The organism is Methylohalomonas lacus, from assembly GCF_024808875.1.
GTDB classification, from domain to species: Bacteria; Pseudomonadota; Gammaproteobacteria; order Methylohalomonadales; family Methylohalomonadaceae; genus Methylohalomonas; species Methylohalomonas lacus.
In genome coordinates this window covers 59,537-75,588 of sequence record NZ_JANUCT010000005.1, presented here as the reverse complement: position 1 = coordinate 75,588, position 16,052 = coordinate 59,537, and the positions used below count along the sequence as shown (strand labels likewise).

General features: G+C 61.3%; 16 protein-coding genes and 1 tRNA gene. All 17 read right to left on the bottom strand.

Annotation, left to right across the window (positions count from 1 at the left end; all coding sequences use genetic code 11):
• Window positions 1–1,524: an NADH-quinone oxidoreductase subunit M gene (locus J2T55_RS04540; RefSeq protein WP_259054625.1), complete on the bottom strand. Its 1,524-nt coding sequence runs from the start codon at window positions 1,522–1,524 to the stop codon at window positions 1–3.
• Between the two features lie 13 nt (window positions 1,525–1,537).
• Window positions 1,538–3,544, bottom strand: coding sequence for an NADH-quinone oxidoreductase subunit L (gene nuoL, locus J2T55_RS04535; RefSeq protein WP_259054517.1), 2,007 nt, complete (start codon window positions 3,542–3,544; stop codon window positions 1,538–1,540).
• Between the two features lie 4 nt (window positions 3,545–3,548).
• The gene (nuoK, locus tag J2T55_RS04530; RefSeq protein ID WP_259054516.1) at window positions 3,549–3,854 is read right to left on the bottom strand and encodes an NADH-quinone oxidoreductase subunit NuoK; all 306 of its coding nucleotides are present in this window, start codon (window positions 3,852–3,854) and stop codon (window positions 3,549–3,551) included.
• Between the two features lie 38 nt (window positions 3,855–3,892).
• Window positions 3,893–4,498 (bottom strand): NADH-quinone oxidoreductase subunit J, encoded by a 606-nt coding sequence (locus tag J2T55_RS04525; protein WP_259054514.1) that lies wholly within the window; start codon window positions 4,496–4,498, stop codon window positions 3,893–3,895.
• A gap of 145 nt (window positions 4,499–4,643) precedes the next feature.
• Window positions 4,644–5,135 (bottom strand): NADH-quinone oxidoreductase subunit NuoI, encoded by a 492-nt coding sequence (gene nuoI / locus J2T55_RS04520; protein WP_259054513.1) that lies wholly within the window; start codon window positions 5,133–5,135, stop codon window positions 4,644–4,646.
• A gap of 11 nt (window positions 5,136–5,146) precedes the next feature.
• Window positions 5,147–6,244, bottom strand: coding sequence for an NADH-quinone oxidoreductase subunit NuoH (gene nuoH / locus J2T55_RS04515; protein ID WP_259054624.1), 1,098 nt, complete (start codon window positions 6,242–6,244; stop codon window positions 5,147–5,149).
• A 27-nt stretch (window positions 6,245–6,271) separates the two neighbouring features.
• Window positions 6,272–8,650 (bottom strand): NADH-quinone oxidoreductase subunit NuoG, encoded by a 2,379-nt coding sequence (gene nuoG, locus J2T55_RS04510; protein WP_259054512.1) that lies wholly within the window; start codon window positions 8,648–8,650, stop codon window positions 6,272–6,274.
• A 32-nt stretch (window positions 8,651–8,682) separates the two neighbouring features.
• Window positions 8,683–9,981, bottom strand: coding sequence for an NADH-quinone oxidoreductase subunit NuoF (gene nuoF, locus J2T55_RS04505; RefSeq protein ID WP_259054511.1), 1,299 nt, complete (start codon window positions 9,979–9,981; stop codon window positions 8,683–8,685).
• A gap of 11 nt (window positions 9,982–9,992) precedes the next feature.
• Window positions 9,993–10,493: an NADH-quinone oxidoreductase subunit NuoE family protein gene (locus J2T55_RS04500; protein ID WP_259054510.1), complete on the bottom strand. Its 501-nt coding sequence runs from the start codon at window positions 10,491–10,493 to the stop codon at window positions 9,993–9,995.
• A 150-nt stretch (window positions 10,494–10,643) separates the two neighbouring features.
• The gene (locus tag J2T55_RS04495; protein WP_259054509.1) at window positions 10,644–11,897 is read right to left on the bottom strand and encodes an NADH-quinone oxidoreductase subunit D; all 1,254 of its coding nucleotides are present in this window, start codon (window positions 11,895–11,897) and stop codon (window positions 10,644–10,646) included.
• Window positions 11,890–12,591, bottom strand: coding sequence for an NADH-quinone oxidoreductase subunit C (locus J2T55_RS04490; RefSeq protein ID WP_259054508.1), 702 nt, complete (start codon window positions 12,589–12,591; stop codon window positions 11,890–11,892). The genes J2T55_RS04495 and J2T55_RS04490 overlap by 8 nt, the downstream gene beginning before the upstream one ends.
• Before the next feature lie 16 nt (window positions 12,592–12,607).
• On the bottom strand, window positions 12,608–13,096 hold the full coding sequence (locus J2T55_RS04485; protein ID WP_259054507.1) for a NuoB/complex I 20 kDa subunit family protein: 489 nt from the start codon (window positions 13,094–13,096) through the stop codon (window positions 12,608–12,610).
• Between the two features lie 11 nt (window positions 13,097–13,107).
• Entirely contained in the window at window positions 13,108–13,464 is a 357-nt protein-coding gene (locus tag J2T55_RS04480; protein WP_259054506.1) for an NADH-quinone oxidoreductase subunit A, read from the bottom strand.
• Window positions 13,465–13,926: 462 nt separating this feature from the next.
• Window positions 13,927–14,013: transfer RNA gene (locus J2T55_RS04475), tRNA-Leu, on the bottom strand.
• A gap of 33 nt (window positions 14,014–14,046) precedes the next feature.
• Window positions 14,047–14,409, bottom strand: coding sequence for a preprotein translocase subunit SecG (gene secG / locus J2T55_RS04470; protein WP_310521975.1), 363 nt, complete (start codon window positions 14,407–14,409; stop codon window positions 14,047–14,049).
• Window positions 14,410–14,436: 27 nt separating this feature from the next.
• Window positions 14,437–15,174, bottom strand: coding sequence for a triose-phosphate isomerase (gene tpiA, locus J2T55_RS04465; protein ID WP_259054505.1), 738 nt, complete (start codon window positions 15,172–15,174; stop codon window positions 14,437–14,439).
• A gap of 103 nt (window positions 15,175–15,277) precedes the next feature.
• On the bottom strand, window positions 15,278–16,033 hold the full coding sequence (gene rluB, locus J2T55_RS04460) for a 23S rRNA pseudouridine(2605) synthase RluB (RefSeq protein ID WP_259054504.1): 756 nt from the start codon (window positions 16,031–16,033) through the stop codon (window positions 15,278–15,280).
• Between the last annotated feature and the right edge of the window lie 19 nt (window positions 16,034–16,052).

The following is a 16,052-nucleotide window of genomic DNA, read 5'->3' as shown; positions in this document are numbered from 1 at the left end:
CTAGATTCCTCCCAGCTTGCTGCGCGTGACCGTGTCCAGCAGGACTTCCAGCGTCGGGTTCATGATTTCAAACAGCGGTTGCGGCCACAGGCCAAACAACAGCACCGGCACGGCCACCAGGATCAGGATCAGTTTCTCGCGCGGGCTGATGTCCTTGAGCGCGGCCACGCTGCTGTTGGCGATGTCACCGAATATCACCCGCTTGTACATCCACAGCGTGTAGGCGGCGCCGAGGATCAGCGTGGTTGCGGCCAGGAACGCGATCCAGAAGCTGGCCTGGAAGCTTGCGAGTATGACCATAAATTCGCCGACGAAACCGGACGTGCCGGGCAGTCCGGCGTTGGCCATGGCGAACAGCATCATGAACGCGGCAAACTGCGGCATCGGGTTGGCGACGCCGCCATAATCACCGATCTCGCGACTGTGCATGCGATCATAGAGAACGCCGACGCACAGAAACAGTGCGCCGGAAATAAAGCCGTGCGAAATCATCTGCACCATGGCGCCGCCCAGGGCCAGGGTCGCGCCGCTGGTCGATCCGGTGTTCTGCACGATGGCGTAGATGACAAAGAAACCCAGCGTGACGAATCCCATGTGCGCGATCGACGAGTAGGCGATCAGCTTTTTCATGTCCTGCTGAACCAGCGCGACAAAGCCAATGTAGACCACGGCGATCAGCGACAGCGCGATCATGAGACCATCCAGGGCCATGCTGGCGTCCGGCGTGATGGGCAGGCTGAAGCGCAGAAAACCGTAGCCGCCCATCTTCAGCATGATCGCCGCCAGGATCACCGAGCCGCCGGTCGGCGCCTCGACGTGCGCGTCCGGCAACCAGGTGTGTACCGGCCACATCGGAATCTTGACGGCAAAGGCCAGCAAAAAGGCGATGAAGATCAGTTTCTGCACATCCAGCGGCAACGCCAGCTCGTGAAACGCCTGAATGGCGAACGTGCCGGTCTGGCCGTACAAATACAGGAACGCCACCAGCATGAACACCGAACCGAAAAAGGTGTACAGGAAGAACTTGATGGTCGCGTAGACGCGGCGCGGTCCGCCCCAGATGCCGATGATCAGGAACATCGGGATCAGCATCGCTTCCCAGAAGACATAGAACAGCACCGCATCCAGCGCCGAGAACACGCCGATCATTAACCCCTCGAGGACGAGGAACGCGGCCATGTACTGCGACAGGCGCCGCTCGATCACTTCCCAACTGGCCAACACCACCAGGATCGTGGTGAACGCGGTCAGCAGGATAAGCGGCAGCGCGATACCATCCACACCGAGGTGGTAATTGATGTTGAAGGCCTCGATCCAGCGGCCGAACTCGACGAACTGCATGTTGCCGCGGCTGCTGTCGAAGCCCAGGTACAGCAGGGTCGCCAGCGCGAACACCAGCAGGCTGACAAACAGTGCCAGGTAACGCACCGTCTGCGGCTTGTTATCACCGGCGATCAATACCCAGACACCGCCAAGTATCGGCGTCCAGATGAGCAGACTTAACAGGGGTAATTGACTGGAAATCATGTCTGGGCAGCTAGCGTGGTTGCATGAGGCCGTACTGTGCCAGCAGCGCCGGCCAGTCCTGGACGAACAGCGCCAGTAACAGCACCAGGCCAACGATCATGGCAAAGGCGTAGTGATACAGGAAGCCGGACTGCGCGTGACGGATCAGGCCGGAAAAGCGGCGCACGCTGTTGGCGGAACCGTTGACGATCAGGCCGTCGATCAGGCGCACGTCGCCGATCCGCCACAGCAGACCGCCCAGGCCACGCGCACCGCGGGCGAAAACCGCCTGGTTGAAATCGTCGAAGCCGTACTTGTTCAGCAGCAGGCGGTAAAGCCCGCCGCTGGCCGCGGCAATGCGGCCCGGCAGTTCCGGCCGCAACTGGTAGCAGTACCAGGCGACGATGAAACCGGCGACCGCCAGCCACAGCGGCGGTGTCATCAGACCGTGCAGCATGAAACCGAGCACGCCGTGATAATCCTCACCGAGCCGGGCGAGCACGTCATGCGCCGGGGCGACGTGGATGGCATCGGCGAAGTAGCCGCCGAACAGCAGCGGACCGATGGCGACCAGACCCAGCAGCAGCGACGGCACGGCCAGGATCAACAGCGGCAGCACGACCACTGGCGGCGACTCGAACAGGTGACCCTTGGCATGCGAGTCGACATTGTCACGGCCGTGGAAGACCAGAAACAGCAGACGGAAGCTGTACAGCGAGGTGATGAACACCCCGGCGAGCACACAGAAATAGGCATAACCGGCACCCGGCAGCTCCGACAGATGCACGGCCTCGATGATCGCGTCCTTGGAGAAGAATCCGGAAGTACCGGGGAAACCGACCAGCGCCAGCGTACCGGCCAGCATGGTCAGCCAGGTGAACGGCATGAAGCGGCTGAGCCGGCCCATGCGGCGCATGTCCTGTTCGTGATGCAGGGCAATAATCACCGAACCGGCACCGAGGAACAGCAACGCCTTGAAGAAGGCATGCGTGACCAGGTGGAAAATAGCCGCCGAGTACGCCGAGGCGCCGAGCGCGACGGTCATGTAACCGAGCTGCGACAGCGTCGAGTAGGCGATAACCCGCTTGATGTCGTGCTGAACCACGCCCAACAGGCCCATGAACAGCGCCGTGGTCGCACCGATGACCAGGATGAAAGTGAGCGCCGCTTCACTCAGCTCGAACAGCGGCGACATGCGCGCCACCATGAAGATGCCGGCGGTAACCATGGTCGCGGCATGAATCAATGCCGAAATCGGCGTCGGGCCTTCCATCGAGTCCGGCAACCAGACGTGCAGCGGCACCTGCGCGGACTTGCCCATTGCACCAATGAACAGCGCGATACAGATGAAACTCAGCACCGACCAGTCGGCATTACCAAACACATTGATGGTAGTACCGGTCAGTGACGGTACAACAGCAAAAACCGTCGTATAGTTGAGGCTGCCGGTATAGAACAGTATCGCGGCGATACCGATCAGGAAGCCGAAATCACCGACGCGATTGACCAGGAACGCTTTCATGTTGGCGAATATGGCCGACTCGCGCTTGAACCAGAAACCGATCAGCAGGTACGACACCAGGCCCACGGCTTCCCAGCCAAAGAACAGCTGGAGGAAATTGTTGGCCATGATCAGCATGAGCATGGCGAAGGTGAACAGCGAAATATAACTGAAGAAACGCTGGTAGCCCGGATCGTCGTGCATGTAGCCGATGGTGTAGACGTGAATCATCCAGGAAACGAACGTCACCACCAGCATCATGGTCGCGGTCAGGCTGTCGACCAGGAAACCGATGTTGAAACTGATGCCGCCCAGTGCCGCCCATTCGTACAGGTTAACGTTCAGCACCGCGGCACCGTCGAACACCTGGGCCTTGAACACCAGCGCCGACGCCAGCGTGGCAATGGCGACGCCAATGATTGTGACCCAGTGCGCACCGGCACGCCCCAGCGCCGAACCGAACAGACCGGCCAGCATCGAACCGGTCAACGGCGCCAGTACCACAATCAGGCACAGGGTTGTAAGGTAATCCGCCATCGCCCTAGCCCTTCATCGAGTCGAGGTCTTCGACATTGATCGTGTCGCGATTGCGGAACAGTACCACCAGGATGGCCAGCCCAATCGCCGATTCGGCTGCGGCCACCGTCAGGATGAAGAACACGAACACCTGGCCGTGTATATCACCGAGGAAATGCGAGAACGCGACGAAGTTTATATTCACCGCCAGCAGCATCAGCTCGATGCACATCAGCAACAACAGCACGTTCTTGCGGTTAATGAATATCCCGGCGATGCTGATACAGAACAGCACCGCGGCGAGAATCAGAAAATGGGACAATGTCAGCACGGCAGTCGCTTTCGTTTCCGGTTATCGTTTCTGGATTGTCATTCGCTGTCGCGTTCGCTGGACATCTTGACCAGCCGCACCCGGTCCTGACGGCGTACCGCCACCTGGGCGTCGGGATTCTGTGCCTTGGTTTCACGCTTGGCGCGCTGGGTCAGCGCAATCGCCGCGATGATCGCCACCAGCAGGATCGCACCGGCGATCTCCAACGGGTACAGGTAGGCGGTAAACAGCGCCTCGCCGAGCTCGGCAGTGTTGCTGTAAGCCGGCCCGCGTTCAGCCAGGCCGCTTTCGCGGATCTCATTGAAGCCCTCGCCGCCGACCACCAGCACCATCGACGCCGCCAGCACCAGTGCCACCAGCGCGCCTGCCGGCAGGTAACGCATGAAACCGGCGCGCAGTCGCGCCAGGTTGATGTCCAGCATCATGACTACAAAGAGGAACAGCACCATGACTGCGCCGACATAGACGAGCACCAGCACGATGGCGAGAAACTCGGCGCGCAGCAGCAGCCAGATGGCTGACGTGGAAAAGAACGCCAGCACCAGAAACAGTGCCGCATACACCGGGTTGCGCACACTGATCACCATCAGCGCCGACAACAGCAGCATCGTTCCGAAACTGTAAAAGATGATCTGTTCAAACACTGGCTAAACCCGCGGCCTGTAGCGGATCACCACCAGCAAAACACAGTTCCGTTTTTATGGCTCTATCCGACATTTATTATTTTTCCTGTCCCCGATTATTCCCGTGATGGCCGCCGGCTATCGGCTTCAGGCCATCAGCTTTTAGCTACCTGTAAGCCGCATCCGCCGCGCGGTCGGCGGCGATCTGCGGCTCGGCCAGGTCACCGATCTTCAGCAGCCGTTCCTTGGTCATGAGCAAATCGCCGCGCTCTTCGCCGTGATATTCGTAGATCCGCGTCTCGACGATCGAATCGACCGGGCAGGATTCCTCGCAGAAACCGCAGAAAATGCACTTGGTCAGGTCGATATCGTACTGCGTCGTCCGCCGCGTACCGTCGTCGCGCTGTTCCGACTCGATGGTGATCGCCACCGCCGGGCAGACCGCCTCGCAGAGCTTGCAGGCGATACAGCGTTCCTCGCCGTTCGGATAGCGACGCAGCGCATGCAGCCCGCGAAAACGCGGCGACTGCGGCGTCTTCTCTTCCGGGTACTGTACCGTCACCTTGCGCTTGAACAGGTTGCGGCCGGTCAGACGCAGACCCTTGAGCAATTCAAGTAACAGCAGGCTTTTGCCGATACGATGGACGTTCGCAAACATAAATCTTTCTGTCAGTTAAACCACGGTGTGATCTGCAGCTTGGCCAGCGTCGCGATAACCACCAGCCAGACCAGCGTGATCGGGATGAACACCTTCCAGCCCAGCCGCATGATCTGATCGTAGCGATAGCGCGGGAACGTTGCCCGCAGCCACAGGAACACGAAAATGAACAGCGACGTTTTCAGGAGCAGCCAGTGAATGCCGCCGCCCAGCACGCTGCCGATCACCGGCAGCGTAAATGCCGACTTCGGCAGCACGCCTTCGAACGGCGACAGCCAGCCACCGAGAAACAGTACGGCGCTCAGCACCGAAATCAGAATGATATTCGCGTATTCGGCCAGGAAAAACAGCGAGAACGCCATGCCGGAATATTCGACGTGGAAACCGGCAACAATTTCCGACTCACCTTCGGCGACGTCGAACGGTGCGCGGTTGGTTTCGGCGACACCGGAAATGAAGTAGACCACGAAAAACGGCAGCAGCGGCAGCCAGTACCAGTGCAGCAGGCTGCCGGACTGGGCGTTGATGATCTGGCCCAGATTGAGGCTGCCGGCAGCAACCACGACACCGACCAGCGCAAAGCCCATGGCGATCTCGTAGGCGACGATCTGCGCTGCCGAGCGCATGGCGCCGAGGAAGGCATACTTCGAATTCGACGCCCAGCCGGCGATGATCACACCGTAGACCGCCAGCGAGGTCAGCGCCAGCACATACAGCAGGCCGGCATTAATGTCAGCCAGCACGGTATCGGCAGCGAACGGTATCACCGCCCAGGCAGCGACCGCCGGGGCCATCGACAGGATCGGCGCGATCACGAACAGGAACTTGTTCGAACCCGTCGGGATGATGATCTCTTTCAGAATCAGTTTCAGCGCGTCGGCGATCGGCTGGCCGAGACCGGCGAGACGGTAGCCGAAGGCGCCAACCCGGTTCGGACCGATGCGGCCCTGGATGGAACCGATCACCTTGCGCTCGGCATAGACCATATAGGCCACGCACAGCATCAGCGGCGTCAGAATGATCGTGATCTGCATCACGATCAGCATTACCTCGACCGTCTGCGCCTGCCAGGCGGCAGGCACGATCTGACCGACGGTGGCATTCAACATCTGGCGTATCATTTCCAGCATGGTTGCCTAGCGCCCGCCCGCTTCCAGGTTGCCGAACCAGCCACCGAGTTCGATCGCATCCGGGTGCGTGGCATGGATCAGCACGCAGCCCGGCGCCAGTGAATCATCCAGCGCCAGCGGCAGTTCAACGCTGCCGCCATCATTCTGCAGCCGCACATGCGCACCAGCGGCAAGGCCAAGGCGCGCGGCGGTATCCGGATGCATGTGGGCGTGGCCATCGGCGACATCAACGGTCTGTTGCAGGGCCGGTGCGTGCCGTACCAGCGGGTCGAGACTGTTGGTCGGCATGCGCGTCACCCGCTCGAGCGAACCCGCCGCGGCCTGCGGCAATGATCCGGGAAGCTGCCAGTGATGATTGCCCGGTCGCAGTGACGTGATCGCATCCGCCAGTTCCGCCCGCACCTGCTCGGCGCTGTCGTAATCGAAGTCCGCCAGGTCGAAGCGATTGCCGAGCACGCGCAGGATCTTCCAGCCCGGTCGCGCCTGTCCGGGCGGCGCAACCGCGCCGTTGAAGCTTTGCAAGCGGCCCTCGACATTGACATAGCTGCCGGCGGTTTCGGCATACAGGGCCAGCGGCAGGATGACGTCGGCGTATTCTCTCAGGCTGGCGCTGTCGTAGGCGCTGAAGGCGACCACGCAATCGGCCTGGGTCAACGCCCGGATCACCTCACGGCCGTTCCAGCAATCGCGTTCCGGTTCCAGGTTAAACAGGCAGTAGGCGCGGCGCGGCTGTTCGAACATGGCGCGGGCGTCGAGGCCCGGGCCCGGCGTTGTGCCCATCAGGGGGCCGCGCTGTGGCAGGACGCCGGCGAGCCAGGCACCGCTGCTGTTGGCCGATTCGCCCAGGTAGCCGAGCCGTGCACCGGTCAGCGTCGCGATCTCGCCGGCCAATGCCCGCAGCGTCGCGAATTCCGGATGGGCCTGCGCCTGCACGCCGAGCAGGACGGTAGCGTTGTCCGCGCGCCGTAAGGCCTCGGCCAGGCGGCGGTGCTGATCATCAACGCTGACATTATTAATGAGGCCACGCAGTGCATCACCGGCGACCGCGCCCTGCTCGACCAGCGCCGCGGCAACTGCCGCCAGCGTCTGTGCCATCTGTGACGGCGCGACAACACAGGTCTCGGCAAACTCGAAGTTCTGCGCGTAGGCCGCCGGGTTCACGGCCATGATCGCCGCACCGCCCAGTGCCGCCTTGCGCAGGCGGTGGTTGATCAACGGCTGTTCCTTGCGCGGATAGGCGCCCACCAGCAATGCGGCGTCGACGTGTTCAAGGTCGACCAGCGATTCACCCAGCCAGGGGAATGCCGGCGCGACATCATCATCGCGAAAATCATGCTGGCGCAGGCGGTGATCGATGTTCGCGCTGCCGAGACCGCGCAACCATTTCTGGAACAGGTAGAGTTCTTCCAGCGTTGCCCACGGCGCAGCCAGGCCGGCCAGTTCGTCGGCACCATCGCGATCGATGACAGCCTGCAGACGATCGTGGACCTGCTCCAGTGCCACCTCCCAGTCGACCTCGTGCCACTCACCATGCTGCTTGATCATCGGTGCCTGCAGGCGATCCGGACTTTGCAGTCCCTCGCAGCTATAGCGATCGCGATCCGCCAGCCAGACCTCGTTTACCGCCTCATTCTCGGCCGGGACGACGCGTTTGACCGTATGCCCCTTGACGTGCAGATCCATGTTCGAGCCGACGCTGTCATGCGGTGCTATCGTCGGCCGCTGCACCATTTCCCAGGTGCGCGCCGAATAACGAAACGGCTTGTTGGTCAGCGCACCGACCGGGCAGATGTCGATGACGTTGCCGGACAGCTCCGAGGTCATGGTCTTTTCAACGTAGGTGCCGATTTCCATGTGCTCGCCACGACCAGTCGCACCGAGCTCACGCAGCCCCGCGATCTCGTCGCCAAAGCGCACGCAGCGGGTGCAGTGAATGCAGCGGGTCATCTCGGTCTGCACCAGCGGACCGATGTTCTTGTCCTTGACGACGCGCTTGCCCTCGCTGTAGCGCGATACGTCACGGCCGTAGCCCATGGCCAGATCCTGCAGTTCGCACTCGCCGCCCTGGTCGCAGATCGGGCAATCCAGCGGATGGTTGATCAGCAGGAACTCCATCACCGACTTCTGCGCATCAAGCGCCAGCTGCGAACGCGTGAATACTTTCATGCCGTCGGCCACCGGTGTCGCACAAGCGGGCAACGGCTTCGGTGCCTTTTCGACTTCCACCAGGCACATGCGGCAGTTGGCCGCCACCGTCAGCTTCTTGTGATAACAGAAACGCGGTACGTAGATGTCATTGGCGTCCGTCACCTCGATCAGCATCTGCCCCTTGCGGGCCTGCATCGGTGTGCCGTTAACCTCGATTGTGACGCTATCTTCACTCATGCTTGATTCATTTGCCTTCAGCGGGGCCGACGTCAGGCGGCAGCGGCCGGGTTTTCCGGGCCGTACTTGGTACGCTTGTTGATCACCGCGTATTCGAACTCGTCGCGGAAGTGCTTGATGAAGCTGCGCACCGGCATGGCAGCGGCATCACCCAGGGCACAGATGGTACGGCCCTCGATCTTGCTGGCGATGTCGTCGAGCTTGTCCAGGTCTTCCATCCGGCCCTCGCCACGAACGAGGCGATCCAGCATACGATACAGCCAGCCGGTCCCCTCGCGGCACGGTGTGCACTGGCCGCAGGATTCGGAATAGTAGAACTGCGAAATGCGCCGCAGCACCCGCACCATGCAGGTGCCGTCATCCATCACGATCACGGCGCCGGAACCGAGCATGGAACCGGCCTCCTTGATGGCATCGTAATCCATGTCGGTCTGCATCATGACCTCGCCGGGCACGACCGGAACCGAGGAACCGCCCGGGATCACCGCTTTGAGCGCACGACCATCACGCATACCGCCGGCCAGTTCGAGCAGTTCGCTGAACGGAATACCCAGCGGCACCTCGAAGTTGCCCGGTTTCGCGACATGACCACTGACGGAAAAGCACTTGGTGCCGCCGTTGTTCGGCTTGCCGAGTTCCAGGAACCACGCGCCGCCGTTACGCATGATGGTGGGTACCGAGGCATAGGTCTCGGTGTTGTTGATCGTCGTCGGCCGGCCATAGAGACCGACATTGGCCGGAAACGGCGGCTTGAATCGCGGCAGGCCTTTCTTGCCCTCCAGCGATTCCAGCAGGGCGGTTTCCTCGCCACATATATAGGCGCCGGCGCCGAGCGAACTGTAGATGTCGATATCGACGCCGCTACCGAGAATGTTCTGCCCCAGGTAGCCCTCGGCGTAGGCTTCTTTCAGGGCGGTCTCGAAACGTTCGAACGGCTCGTCCATGAACTCGCCACGGATGTAGTTGTAGCCGGTGCGCGCGCCCATGGCATAGCAGGCGATAGCCATGCCCTCGACCAGCGCGTGCGGGTTGTAGCGCAGAATGTCGCGGTCCTTGCAGGTGCCGGGTTCGCTTTCATCGGAGTTGCAGACGACATACTTGGGACCGTCGGTCTGTTTCGGCATGAAGCTCCACTTCAGGCCCGTCGGGAAACCGGCGCCACCGCGGCCGCGCAGGCCCGAGGTCTTGATCTCCTCGGTCACCTGTTCCGGCGTAATGCCGTCATTGAGAAGCTTCTGCCACGCCTGATAGCCGCCAACCTGGCGGTAGGTATCCAGCGACCAGGGCGTATCAAACTTCAGCGTCGCGTAGCAGACTTCGTTCAGTAACATTACCGTTCCGTCTATTCCAGAGCGTCCAGAACCTCGTCCACCTTTTCCGGTGTCAGGTTCTCGTAATACTTGTGATTGACCATCATCATCGGCGCGCCGCAGCAGGCCGCCAGGCATTCCTCTTCCTTTTTCAGGTAAATGCGGCCATCGGCGCTCGACTCGCCGAGCTTGAGGCCATGCTTTTTCTCGATATGCTCGACGATGTCATCGGCGCCGCGCAGCATGCAGGAGATGTTCGTGCACACCGATACGCTGTTGCGCGCCACCGGCTGCGTCTCGAGCATGGAATAAAAGGTCGCGACTTCATAAACCGCGATCTTCGGCAGCTCCAGGTACCCGGCTACCGCATCCATCAACGCCACGGTCAGGTAACCGTCGTTCTCGTGCTGCACCTCGCGCAGCGCCGACAGCACCGCCGAACGTTTCTGCTCCGGCGGATACTTCGCCACCCAGGCGTCGATCTGCTCGCGCACGTGCGCGGACAATTCAATTGATTCGTTAGATTCAGACATGAGAAAACCGTATCTCGTATCTCGTATCTCGACGAAGTTTTATCGCCGACATGATCCTGCAATGCCCGAATCCCGTCCGCGAGATACGCTTCACGAATGACGAGATACGCGCCTTGGCGCCACGCTTCACGAACGACGAGATACGCATATTCATCGGTCAACTTCGCCGAAGACGATGTCCTGCGTGCCAATCACCGCGACCACGTCGGCCAGCATGTGACCGCGCACCATCTCGTCCATCGCCGCGAGGTGGGCAAAGCCGGCGGCGCGAATCTTGACGCGATAGGGTTTGTTGGCACCATCGGAAATCATGTAGACACCGAACTCGCCCTTCGGGTGTTCGACCGCGGCGTAGATCTCGCCTTCCGGCACGCAGTAGCCTTCGGTAAACAGCTTGAAGTGATGAATCAGCGATTCCATGTCGTCCTTCATCTCTTCACGCCGCGGCGGCACCAGCTTGTGATCGTCAATGATCACCGGGCCCGGATTGTTGCGCAGCCAGTCGACGCACTGCTTGATGATGCGGTTCGACTGGCGCATTTCCTCGATACGCACCAGGTAGCGATCATAACAGTCACCGTTGCTGCCCACCGGGATATCGAAATCGATGCGATCGTAGACCTCGTAGGGCTGCTTCTTGCGCAGATCCCATTCGATGCCGGAGCCGCGCAGCATCGGGCCGCTAAAACCGAGTTGCAGCGCGCGCTCGGGCGAGACGCTGGCGATGCCGACGGTGCGCTGCTTCCAGATGCGGTTGTCGGTCAGCAGCGTTTCGTATTCGTCGATGCGCTCCGGGAAGCGGCGGGTGAAGTCCTCGATGAAATCCAGCAGCGAGCCCCGCCGGTTTTCGTTCATTTTCTCGACTTCCTTCGCGCTGTGCCACTTCGACGGCTCGTATTTCGGCATCGAATCCGGCAGATCGCGATAAACACCGCCCGGGCGGTAATAGGTCGCATGCATGCGCGTACCGGAGACCGCTTCGTAGCAGTCCATCAGGTCCTCGCGTTCGCGGAAGCAGTACAGGAACATCGTCATCGCGCCGATGTCGAGGCCGTGCGCCCCCAGCCACATGAGATGGTTCAGAATGCGCGTGATCTCGTCGAACATGACGCGAATGTACTGGGCGCGGATCGGCGGCGTAATGCCGAGCAGCCTCTCGATGGCCAGCACGTAGGCATGCTCGTTGGCCATTTCCGAGACGTAGTCGAGCCGGTCCATGTAACCGATGCTCTGGTTGTACGGCTTGCTCTCGGCCAGCTTTTCCGTCGCCCGGTGCAGCAGACCGATGTGCGGGTCGGCACGCTCGATGACCTCGCCGTCCATTTCCAGCACCAGACGCAGCACACCGTGCGCCGCCGGGTGCTGCGGCCCGAAATTCATGGTCATGTTACGGATTTCAGGCATTGACCCTGGGATCCTCGACTTGCGGCTCGCCAATCATGTAACGATTGTCATGGCGGATGACTTTCGGCACCAGCACGCGATTCTCGATCGTCACCGGCTGGTAGATGACGCGGCCCTTGTCCGGGTCGTAGCGCACCTCGACGTTGCCGTGCAGCGGGAAATCCTTGCGGAACGGGTGACCGACGAAACCGTAGTCGGTCAGGATGCGGCGCAGATCCGGGTGACCGTCGAACAGGATGCCGAACAGGTCAAACGCCTCGCGTTCGAACCAGTTGGCGGAATTCCAGACGTCCACCACCGAATCGATGCGCGGCGGATTGCCCTCGGTATAGCAACGCAGGCGCAGACGCCGGTTGTGCTTCAACGACAGCAGGTGGTAAACCACCGCGAAGCGCTGCGGCTTGTCCGTGGATTCCTGGTACACGCCGATGCTGACACCGCGGCTGAAACCGGTCGACGTCGTCTCCTCGGTTTCCCAATCGGCCTGGCCGTAGTGCAGGTAATCGACGCCGCAGACGTCCATCAGCTGTTCGAAGTGAAACGCTGCCTCGTCGCGCAGGGCCCGGCAGACTTCCAGCAAACGTGCTGCGGGCAGTTCGACCGTAACCTGACGGCGCTCGATACGGACCGTGCTGAGCGCATCCGTGAAGCGCTCCTGCAGTTGGCTGGCGAGTTGTTCGGTGGCTGTCGTCATGGCAATCAGTGGCGACTTAACGGGCAATACTATTGGTGCGGCGGATCTTGTTCTGCAGCTGCATAATACCGAACAGCAGTGCCTCGGCAGTCGGCGGGCAACCCGGCACGTAGATGTCTACCGGCACGATGCGATCACAGCCACGCGTGACGGAGTAGGAATAGTGATAGTAACCGCCGCCGTTGGCACAGGACCCCATCGAGATCACCCAGCGTGGTTCGGACATCTGGTCATAGACCTTGCGCAGTGCCGGCGCCATCTTGTTGACCAGCGTACCGGCAACGATCATGACGTCCGACTGGCGCGGACTGGGACGGAAAATAACACCGAAGCGATCCATGTCGTAGCGTGCGGCACCGGCGTGCATCATTTCCACCGCGCAGCAAGCCAGACCGAAGGTCATCGGCCAAAGCGACCCCGTGCGTGCCCAGTTGACCAGGTTGTCCACGGTAGTGGTAACGATGCCGTGTTCGTGCACCTGTTCGTGGATCTGGCCGGTATTCATTCTCTCAGCGGCTACTCCCATTCGAGTGCCCCCTTCTTCCATTCATAAACAAAGCCGACGGTCAGCAGGCCGAGAAACACCATCATGGCCCAGAAACCGGCCCAGCCGATCTGATCCAGCACCACGCCCCAGGGAAACAGGAACGCGATTTCCAGATCGAAAATGATAAAAAGGATCGCGACCAGGTAATAACGCACGTCGAATTGCATGCGCGCATCCTCGAACGCCTCGAAACCGCACTCATACGGCGACTGCTTCTCGGCATCGGGACGGCGCGGACTGAGAATGAAGCCCAGCGCCAGCATAACCACGCCCATCAACAAACCGATGATCAGGAAAATCAGGATGGGCAGATAATTACTTAACATTGGCGCTTAAATGCTCACAGCTCAGCGTCGACGCGCTGCCAGTCTATCGGATTATTATTCCGACCGGTCCTGCCCATGGGACGAATACGAGTTCGGTGATATCCATCGTGCAGTCCGGCCTGCTCTGTTTCGGTGCAACAGTGCATGCCGTTGCAGTACAGCATTATACAGATATAGGCACTGGCGGGATAGCAAACGCCAGCAATTTGGACGCCAGGATCAGGGCCCTGCACGGCCGCAAGCTACCAAGAACGAGGTAGATTTGAGTGGGTTACAGGAAAGGCACAGCGGCTAATGCTGCCCGCGTCATTCGGAAAAACTGGTGCCGATAGGCGGACTCGACAAAACGTCAGGATTGACGTTCTGGACGCCCGCAGGGTGACCCCAAGGGCGAGCGCCCAAAATGGCGCGAGTCTACACCCACGCATACCCTGTCGATCCGATAAGCTCAAACTTAGAGACTGGTGCCGATGGGGAGACTCGAACTCCCACGGGCTTTCGCCCACTACCCCCTCAAGATAGCGTGTCTACCAATTCCACCACATCGGCTTGTTTTGAAACCTGCGGTCGCAACCGCGGCGGCTACTGCTGCGGAATCGCCGGCATGTCATCATCGCCGCCGGACGCCGTGCCCTGCTCGTCCGCCGCGCGTTCCTGCTCAGCCTGCTCGGCGGCATGCTGTTCCATCAGGCTTACCGTTTCCGCCGTGTTGGCGGCCAGATAGCCCAGCGTCAGGCTGTTGACGAGAAACACCACCGCCAGCAGGGTCGTCATCTTGGTCAGAAAATTGCCCGAACCCTGACTGCCGAACACGGTGTTGGAAGCACCGCTGCCGAACGCGGCGCCGGCGTCGGCGCCCTTGCCATGCTGCACCAGAATGATCGCGATCAGGCCCAGTGCAATGAACACCTGCAGGACCAGCAAAGTTGTCTGTAACGTCGTCATTAAATCCTTAAACCTCGTTATTGGCCGTCAGGCGGCGTGGCAGATATCGAGAAATGCCCGTGCATCCAGCGACGCACCGCCTATCAGTCCACCATCTATGTCTTCCATGGCGAACAGCGTGGCGGCGTTGTCCGCCTTGACGCTGCCGCCATACAGAATTCTTGTCTGCTGCCGGCACGCCGCAGGCAATTGCCCGCGGATGAACGCATGCACCGCCTGGGCCTGCTCCGGGCTGGCCGTACGCCCGGTGCCGATGGCCCAGACCGGCTCGTAGGCAACCACCGCGCCGGCGAAATCGTCCACCGCCGTCAGCACGGCATTGAGCTGCCGGCCGACCACCGCCTCGGTGGCGTCGGCCTCGCGCTCGGCCAGCGTCTCGCCGACACACAGGATGGGCGTTAAGCCGGCCGCCTGCGCCGCCCGGAACCGGGCCGCAACGCCGGCATCCGTCTCCGCGTACAGATTGCGGCGTTCAGAGTGACCGACGATGACAAACCGGCAATTATAATCTTTCAGCATCGCCGCCGACACCTCCCCGGTATAGGCGCCGTACGTGTATTCCGAAACGTTCTGCGCGCCCACCGCAATGCGGCTGTCAGCCACGGCGGCGGCGACTTCGGCCAGGTAGACAAACGCCGGACAGAGGGCGACCTCGGCCGCGCCGTCATCAAGCCCGGCGATCACCTCGGCGAGCAATGGCCGCAGCGTGGCGAGCGTGCCGTTCATTTTCCAGTTGGCGGCCACCAGGGGGCGACGCTGGACCATCGATGCAGTTATCCCGTCCCGGAAAAGGGCGCTAGCCTACAACCTGGCGCGACAAAGGAAAAGCCCGAAATTACAAATTCATGTCGCGCCCGGCCGGTCAACGTCAATGTCCGGCAGACGCCCGTGTACCCCGTGCGGCACGCTGTAGTGCGGCGATCTCGTCGGCGCTGAGATCCCAGAACTGACCCGGGCGCTTGCCGCGCGGCAATTCGATCGGCCCGAAACGCACGCGCATCAGCCGCGCCACGGTCAGACCCTGCGACTCGAACAGCCGCCGTACCTCGCGCTGACGCCCCTCGGTGATAACGACGTGATACCAGTGATTGCTGCCCTCGCCGCCGGCGTCGCGGATCGCGGTAAAGCGGGCCGGACCGTCCTCGAGGCTCACACCCCGAATCAGCGCGCGGAGGCTGTCCTGGCTGAGCTGGCCGCGCACGCGGGCGGCGTACTCGCGCTCAATGCCCGCCGACGGATGCAGCAACTGGTTGGCGAGTTCACCGTCGGTGGTGAACAGCATCAGGCCCTGGCTGTTGATGTCGAGCCGACCCAACGCCACCCAGCGGCCCTGCTTCAGTCGCGGCAGCTGGTCGAATACGTTCTTGCGGCCTTCCGGATCGCTGCGCGTGCAGATTTCGCCGTCCGGCTTGTAGTAGGCCAGCAGCTTGAATCGCGGCTCGGCGCGCCAGTCCATCTGCACCGGCTTGCCGTCCAGCAGCACGCGATCGTCGGCACCAATACGATCACCGAGCTGCGCGACCTGGCCGTTAACCTGGATACGGCCGGCACTGATCCAGCCCTCAACGGCACGGCGCGAACCGACGCCGGCACGGGCAAGGACTTTCTGGATGCGTTCGGGCATACGTTCGTATCTCGTCGTT

Excerpts from the sequence above, each read along its gene's own strand:
- nuoL (WP_259054517.1), bottom strand. The coding sequence starts at position 3,544 with ATGGCGGATTACCTTACAACCCTGTGCCTGATTGTGGTACTGGCGCCG.
- nuoI (WP_259054513.1), bottom strand. The coding sequence starts at position 5,135 with ATGTTTGCGAACGTCCATCGTATCGGCAAAAGCCTGCTGTTACTTGAA.
- nuoH (WP_259054624.1), bottom strand. The coding sequence starts at position 6,244 with ATGTTGAATGCCACCGTCGGTCAGATCGTGCCTGCCGCCTGGCAGGCG.
- nuoG (WP_259054512.1), bottom strand. The coding sequence starts at position 8,650 with ATGAGTGAAGATAGCGTCACAATCGAGGTTAACGGCACACCGATGCAG.
- nuoF (WP_259054511.1), bottom strand. The coding sequence starts at position 9,981 with ATGTTACTGAACGAAGTCTGCTACGCGACGCTGAAGTTTGATACGCCC.
- J2T55_RS04500 (WP_259054510.1), bottom strand. The coding sequence starts at position 10,493 with ATGTCTGAATCTAACGAATCAATTGAATTGTCCGCGCACGTGCGCGAG.
- J2T55_RS04495 (WP_259054509.1), bottom strand. The coding sequence starts at position 11,897 with ATGCCTGAAATCCGTAACATGACCATGAATTTCGGGCCGCAGCACCCG.
- J2T55_RS04490 (WP_259054508.1), bottom strand. The coding sequence starts at position 12,591 with ATGACGACAGCCACCGAACAACTCGCCAGCCAACTGCAGGAGCGCTTC.
- J2T55_RS04485 (WP_259054507.1), bottom strand. The coding sequence starts at position 13,096 with ATGAATACCGGCCAGATCCACGAACAGGTGCACGAACACGGCATCGTT.
- J2T55_RS04480 (WP_259054506.1), bottom strand. The coding sequence starts at position 13,464 with ATGTTAAGTAATTATCTGCCCATCCTGATTTTCCTGATCATCGGTTTG.
- secG (WP_310521975.1), bottom strand. The coding sequence starts at position 14,409 with ATGACGACGTTACAGACAACTTTGCTGGTCCTGCAGGTGTTCATTGCA.
- tpiA (WP_259054505.1), bottom strand. The coding sequence starts at position 15,174 with ATGGTCCAGCGTCGCCCCCTGGTGGCCGCCAACTGGAAAATGAACGGC.
- rluB (WP_259054504.1), bottom strand. The coding sequence starts at position 16,033 with ATGCCCGAACGCATCCAGAAAGTCCTTGCCCGTGCCGGCGTCGGTTCG.